Genomic DNA, 6,501 nt, shown 5'->3' with positions numbered 1-6,501 from the left:
AAATGTTCGAGAAGGGATATGTGGCCCAGCCGTCGCTGTTCTACGCGCGGGCTCTCTATGAGCGCGTCGGCGGGCTGAACCGGTCCCTCAATTTCTGCATGGATTACGAGCTTTGGGCGCGGTTCGCCGTTTCCGGCGCCTCCTTTGCGCGGGTCGACGCCGATATCTCGGGCAACCGCTGGTACGAGACGACGAAGACCGCCGCTCAGACATTCGACCTCTACGCGGAGATCCTGGCGACCCAAAAGCGGATCTTCGGCAGGGTGTCGCCCTACTACGTCCAGGCGGTCAGCGACCATCTCTACGTGAAATTCCATTCCCAGTTTTTCGGCGATCACGCCCACCTCTTTTTCCGATGGGTCTATTTCAAGGCTCTCTGGGTCGCCATCAATGCGACGTCGCCACAGTATTGCATTAAGGGGGTTTTTCGTTACACCCTAGCGAAGTCGGGGCCGGCCGTGGGAGACCTGATGACCTTTGGGGATTGGTATCGCGGGTTTCGGACCTTCGTTCACCAACGCCGCAAGCGCCCCCTCTGAGGGCGGTGGATTCGACAATTTTTCGCTGGCTCGAAGGGCCTTTCAGCGCTTTAGATCACGTAATGCGAATTTCGATTGTAACGCCGAATCTCAACCGCCGCGATTTCCTCGCGCAGACGATGGATTCGGTCCTTGCGGCCGACCATGGCGACCTCGACTACATCGTCGTCGACGGCGGGTCGTCCGACGGGTCGCAGGATTGCATCGAGCAGCGCAGGAATCACCTCAGCAACGCGATCAGCGAGCCCGATCAAGGCCTCTACGACGCCCTCAACAAGGGTTTCGCCCTCAGCACGGGCGAGATCATGGGGTGGCTCAATTCCGGTGATTCCCTCTTCCCCGACAGTCTCAAGCTCATCGACGAGATCTTCACCGCCCATCCCGCCATCGAATGGGTGACGAGCCGCATCATCAGCTTCCTCGACGAGGACGGCCGCCTCGTCGAACAAACGATCCACTGGGGCGTGTCGCGCGAAGGTTTTCTCAGAGGAGAACACCTACCCGGCTTCTCGCGCGGCCGGTCCTTGAGCATGGTGCAGCAGGAATCGACTTTCTGGCGCCGGTCCCTCTGGGACCGCGCCGGCGGCAGGCTCGATACGTCCTACAAACTCGCCGCCGATTTCGAGTTGTGGGCCCGGTTTTTTCGACACGCCGAGCTATGGTCGATATCGGCTCCGATCGGGGCCTTCCGCCGCCATGCCAACCAGCTCAGCCGCATTCATTGGAACGATTACCTCGACGAAGCCCGCCGCGCCCTCACGAGCCACGGCGCGGCACCGCGCAATGGCCTCGCTCAGACTTTGTCGGTCGGCCTGCGCCGGTCCCTGCCCCGCGGTCTTCGGCCTTTCGCCGAGCGGCTGAGGCTCCTGAAGGCCGCGCCTTTCTGCGAATTCGACAGCGAGACGCAGGCATGGCTCCTGTCGCGGCATTGATGTAAGAGAGCAACGCTGAACGCCGCTCGTCTCCCGCATTCAAACTCCCCAGGTTCGCCATGTCGCTCTCGCTCGAAGGAAAGAAGATCTTTGTAACCGGCCATAACGGCATGGTCGGCTCGGCGATCGTTCGCCGTCTCGCGAAGGACGGTATTCCCTCGCTGACGGCCGGCCGCAAAGACGTGGACTTGCGCGACCAGGCGAGTGTGCGTGCCTACATGGAACGAGAGCGCCCGGACGTGGTGGTGATCGCGGCGGCGAAGGTCGGCGGCATCCACGCGAACAACACGCAGCCGGCTGACTTCATTTACGAAAACCTGATGATCGCATCCAACCTGATCGAGGCTGCGCACCGGACCGATGTGGAGAAACTGCTCTTTCTCGGCTCCTCCTGCATTTATCCGCGCTTGGCGCCGCAGCCGATCAACGAGGATTCGTTGCTTACGGGTCCCCTCGAGCCGACGAACGAATGGTACGCCCTCGCCAAGATCTCGGGCATCAAGCTGTGCCAGGCGTACCGCAAGCAGCACGGACGCGACTACATCTCGTGCCAGCCGACCAACCTCTACGGGCCGAACGACAATTTCAATCTCGCCACCTCGCACGTTCTGCCGGCCCTTTTGCGCAAGGCACATGAAGCAAAGGTCGCGAACGCGACGACGATGACGGTGTGGGGCACGGGAACGCCGCTGCGCGAGTTTCTGCATGTCGACGATATGGCCGATGCCTGCGTTTATCTCCTGCGCCATTACAGCGGCGAAGTCCCGCTCAACGTCGGTTGGGGCGAGGACATTACCATCGGCAACGTGGCGCGGCTCATCAAGGACACGGTCGGGTTCCAGGGCGAGCTCGTATTCGACACGACAAAACCGGACGGCACACCGCGCAAGTTGCTCGATACCGGTCGGATCAACGGCCTCGGCTGGCGGCCACAGATCACGCTGCGCGATGGCTTGAAGGGCTATTACGACTGGTTCCTCGCCCATCAGGCCGACTTCCGCGACTGACCCATGGTGCAACGGACGATCAGCGTCGTCATCCCCGTTCACGACCGCTTGGAAAGCTTGCGCGAAGCGGTGCGATCGGCGCTGAATCAGACACGGTCACCGCAAGAGATCGTCATCGTCGACGATGCGTCGCACGTACCGGTCACGGCAGCGACTCTCGGCATCGACGACCCGCGCATCACGATCGTCCGCCTCGCCGAAAACCGGGGTGCGGCCGGAGCTCGGATGGCTGGCGTCGCGGCCGCCCGCTCCGAACTGATCGCTTTTCTCGATTCGGACGATGTGTTTTTGCCGGCAAAGCTCGAAGCGCAACACGCCTTGATCGAGGATGATCCTCTGATTGCGGTGAGCTGCGGCTGGGACGCGCACGATGCGATCACCGGCAGAACCTATCACCGCATACCGATCGAAAGCGCCGATCCACGCGATTTCGCCAGCGGCTGCTGGTTCAGCCCCGGCGCCACGATCGTCGTTCCGAAACAGGCTTTCGCCATCGTCGGCCCGTTCGATCCCGCCTTGCGTCGCCTCGAAGATCTCGATTGGTTTCTGCGTTTCGCGTTGGCCGGCGGACGATTGCGCGTCGCGCCGATCATCGGCGCCAAAATCGGCATCGGGCGGCGCGCCAACGCAGCGAACGTCATCGCGTCGGCGAACATCATCGAACGCAAGTTTGCAGAGAACGCGGCGATCAAGCCTGAGCTCTTACGACGCCTGCGAGGTTGGCTCCACGTGGAGAAGGCCGTCGCCATGCGTAACGACGGTCGCACGCTAAGCATGCTGTTGGAACTGGCGCGCTCGTTCGTTTTGGTTCCGAGAACGCGGCTGCAGCTACGCCGGTGGTGGGATCGCCGCGATCCCTAGGGCGCTGGCGCGCCGCTCTCAACCTTAATCGAATTCACGGCGATGCCACGACCCTTCTCGCCGCCATCGGCCGCTATGATCTTCTCGACCTCGACATCGAAGGTGACCGGTGCTCCGATCTCTTCCGGTGTCGGCATGAATTCGACTGTCTTCGTGGTCCAAGACACGGGTTCTGGAAACGTCCATCGCGCCAGTTCGCGGCCGTTGAGGTCGATGGTGACGGTCTGGTCTCGATGTGGGTTGAGAATATCCATCGAGAGATACAATTTCTGTCCGGGCGGCAAGATGCCGGTGACGGATGCCGGGCTGGCAATGACCCAGGATTGTGCCACGCCACGCGCTTCCGCCGACCATCCCAAACCGAGGAAGCGGCTCAGGGAATCCCCCTTGAAGTTCAGCTGATCGAACGGCAGCGCTTTGCGCGATCCCTGTTCGTCGCGCTCGTCTTGCGCCCAGGCGCGTGGGTCGTGAACGTTTCCGCGAATGACGAACCGGTCAATCTTCGAGAGGTATTCGCCGCTGGCGTCGCCTGCGTTGCGGAAGAACATATATGGGCGCTCTCGCTTGGCGTCGGGCGCAACCTTGCGCAGATCTGTCCCGAAGGTTTGCGTTGATATTTGAAGCGGCGCCAAGATCGTGGGATAGATGTCGGCCAACATGGCCGGGGCGGGACTCGTGCTGAAGGGTCGATTGTCGCCGAAATCGTGGAAGGCGATCGACGGAGTCGCAGACGACATCACGTAGCCAGGAGGTCCGCCCTTTCCATCTGGCCTCTTGAGAAATCCGTATCGCGCTCCGTGGTCAGAAATGACAAACATCATCGTGTTTTCGAAGACGCCGAGGCTTCTCAGCTTGTCGATATAGTCGGCCACTCGGTGCAATGCGCAAACAGCTTGGCCCTGGAATTCACCGAAACTGTTCTTGCTCTTGTCGCGCGGTTCACAGGTTGATGTCACCATCGCGGGAGGATGGGCTCCCCAAAAGTGCAGATACTTGACTGTCGGCTTGGTCGAGTCCGCCTGAAGTCCTTCGATCAGCTTGTCGAACACAGCCTGATCAGTTTCCGCGTCCGTCGCCGGAATGGCGCTGCAGAGCCGCGCAAGACGGAAGCGGCCCTGATCGTAGAACCATGGCTTGAGCGCTATCGGCAATTGGCGGAAACCAAACAGATCGTATACCGCACCGTAGTTTCGGCAACTCCCGGTTTGTGCGCTGAGAAAATCGCCACGAGAATGGAGCGGGATACGCGACGCCGCGAAACCATGATCGGCGAGAACCGCTTCAATGCGCTTGGGCGCCACTCTTTCACGATAACTTGGGATTTTCTCCGCGGTATTCTCGTAAGGTTCGCCGGTCAAGATCGAGGGGATGCTGAGACCGGTAAAGGGAAAGTGCCCGGATGCATTGTTGAACAACGTGAAGCCGTCGAACCGCTTGCGCAGCGCGGGATCACCCATGACGACTTTCTCAAACACGTCCGATTGCAATGTGTCCAGGAGAAGGATGATGACGTTCTTCTCACGCGACACACTCGTGATGCCAGGAAGAAGAGGTCTTCCATCACGATAGAAATTCGGTGACGCGAGCGGCACGGTGGCCACATCGATCGGCGTCTTCTGCGCAGCCGGCACGGCATTCGCGAATTGCCAAACGCCCAGACCGGCGCTGGCGACGAACAAGATGGTGACGAACCGGCTGAAGAGCGGGGCGGCAATCTTGGGCCAGAGCGATGCCACGCAGATAAGAGCAATCAGGAGTACGAGCTCGACGGCTCCCTCCAATCTGAAATCGGCGAAGCTCATCGTCCGACCATCGAACGGTCCAAAATCCCAAACCAAAAGATAGAATTGCAGATAGAGATACACACCGACGGCGGCGACGATTGCGATGACCCGAAACCAATGGCGCCGTGCAGCGAAATGGAGAATGGTTCCAAGGATGGACGCCGCAGCGGCTGCCCCGAGTAGCGGCCAACCGAGCAATGCCTGCTGATCCAACGCGAATTGGTCTCCTTGCAATGCCATCACGTAGAGGGGTGCAAGGACGGCGAGATGAAAAGCGATGGCTGCGGCGACCAGAAAAGGCATTCTAAACTTCCTCACTTGTCATGAGTTCCCAGCCCTCAATTCGCCGGCTGGATTTTCACCGCTTTCACGGCGATGCCGAGCTTTCGGTTGTCATTCGGTGAGATTGTGCCGAGCTTGTCGACCTTCACCTCGATCCTGACCGGTGCCTCGCGTTCGCTGGGCTGCGGCGTGAAGACGATGTCGCGCTCGACCAAAGCCGACGGTTCAGGCAGCTCCCAACGTGCCAGTTCGCGTCCGTTGAGTTCAATCCTGACAACCTGTCCGCGATGAGGGTTCATGAACTTCATGCTCATCCGAACCGCTGTCGCGGCAGGGAGACGCCCCGAGATGGACGCCGGGCTCGAAAGGATCCAGGACACCTGCGCGGACGGCTCTTCGATCGACCACGCGGTATCGAGAAAGTCGCGCGCGGCAAGATCGTTCAAGGCCAGTTTCTCGAGCGGCCCATCATTGAGCACGGGTTGCTCGTCTTCCCGATCGAGCGCTGCGAGATCAGCTTCCTTCGGCACGCCGCGCACGGCAATCGAGCGCACGGCGATTCCGAGCTGCCGGACGTCGCCACCTTTTACCGGACCGATTTTCGCGACCGAAATCTCGATTGTCACGGGGGTGTCGCGCTCTTCCTCGGTCGGGGTGAAGACAAGGCTTCTGCTCGTCCATTCAGTCGGCTGCGGAAAGTCCCACGTGGCAAGTTCGCGATTGTTCAGCGTAATGCGCACGCTCTGATCGGGGTGAGGACTCATGAACCGAATCGACATTCTGACCGCGTCGCCCGCCGGGAGACGTCCGGACACTGTCGCGGGATTGGCGATGATCCACGACACGGGCACATAGTCGGCTTCAGCCGACCATCCGAGCCCGAGGAATTTGCTCGTCTCCGGCTTGCCGAAGGCGAGCGAACCGAGCGTCGCGTCGACGCGCTTCGGTTCTGGCCCATCGGCCCGCGACCAAGCCGCCGGATCATGAACGTTGCCACGCACGACGAATCGCTCGATCTGGGGAAAGTAGTCGTTGTAGGCATCTGCGATGCCCTTATAGAACAGATATGGCCGTTCGCGCTGCTGTCCCTCCGTGA

Annotated in this window: 5 protein-coding genes and 1 pseudogene; 4 read left to right on the top strand and 2 right to left on the bottom strand. The window is 60.6% G+C overall.

Features of this window, described 5'->3' with window-relative positions; all coding sequences use genetic code 11:
* The 4 genes and pseudogenes from AC1DT3_RS09750 to AC1DT3_RS09735 form a co-directional block, all read left to right on the top strand.
* Positions 1 to 539 (top strand): annotated as a pseudogene (locus AC1DT3_RS09750) (hypothetical protein); the annotation flags it as partial.
* A 62-nt stretch (positions 540 to 601) separates the two neighbouring features.
* Positions 602 to 1,471, top strand: coding sequence for a glycosyltransferase family 2 protein (locus tag AC1DT3_RS09745; protein ID WP_477465056.1), 870 nt, complete (start codon positions 602 to 604; stop codon positions 1,469 to 1,471).
* Positions 1,472 to 1,530: 59 nt separating this feature from the next.
* Complete coding sequence (fcl, locus tag AC1DT3_RS09740) at positions 1,531 to 2,478, top strand: GDP-L-fucose synthase (protein WP_477465055.1); 948 nt, start codon at positions 1,531 to 1,533, stop codon at positions 2,476 to 2,478.
* A gap of 3 nt (positions 2,479 to 2,481) precedes the next feature.
* The gene (locus tag AC1DT3_RS09735; protein ID WP_477465054.1) at positions 2,482 to 3,339 is read left to right on the top strand and encodes a glycosyltransferase family 2 protein; all 858 of its coding nucleotides are present in this window, start codon (positions 2,482 to 2,484) and stop codon (positions 3,337 to 3,339) included.
* On the opposite strand, the gene AC1DT3_RS09730 is transcribed toward AC1DT3_RS09735, so the two are convergent.
* Both AC1DT3_RS09730 and AC1DT3_RS09725 read right to left on the bottom strand, forming a co-directional pair.
* On the bottom strand, positions 3,336 to 5,426 hold the full coding sequence (locus AC1DT3_RS09730) for a sulfatase-like hydrolase/transferase (protein ID WP_477465053.1): 2,091 nt from the start codon (positions 5,424 to 5,426) through the stop codon (positions 3,336 to 3,338). The two genes, AC1DT3_RS09735 and AC1DT3_RS09730, sit on opposite strands and share 4 nt — an antisense overlap.
* Before the next feature lie 35 nt (positions 5,427 to 5,461).
* Positions 5,462 to 6,501 (bottom strand): hypothetical protein (locus tag AC1DT3_RS09725; RefSeq protein ID WP_477465052.1); only part of this gene is annotated, 1,040 nt, incomplete at its 5' end.

This window comes from Microvirga sp. P4_G7, assembly GCF_056401005.1.
The sequence above is the reverse complement of the archived record's forward strand: the minus strand, read 5'-3'. Positions and strand labels throughout refer to the sequence as shown.

Coding starts and splice junctions, on each gene's coding strand:
- AC1DT3_RS09730 (WP_477465053.1), bottom strand. CDS start 5,426: ATGCCTTTTCTGGTCGCCGCAGCCATCGCTTTTCATCTCGCCGTCCTT.
- AC1DT3_RS09735 (WP_477465054.1), top strand. CDS start 2,482: ATGGTGCAACGGACGATCAGCGTCGTCATCCCCGTTCACGACCGCTTG.
- AC1DT3_RS09745 (WP_477465056.1), top strand. CDS start 602: ATGCGAATTTCGATTGTAACGCCGAATCTCAACCGCCGCGATTTCCTC.
- fcl (WP_477465055.1), top strand. CDS start 1,531: ATGTCGCTCTCGCTCGAAGGAAAGAAGATCTTTGTAACCGGCCATAAC.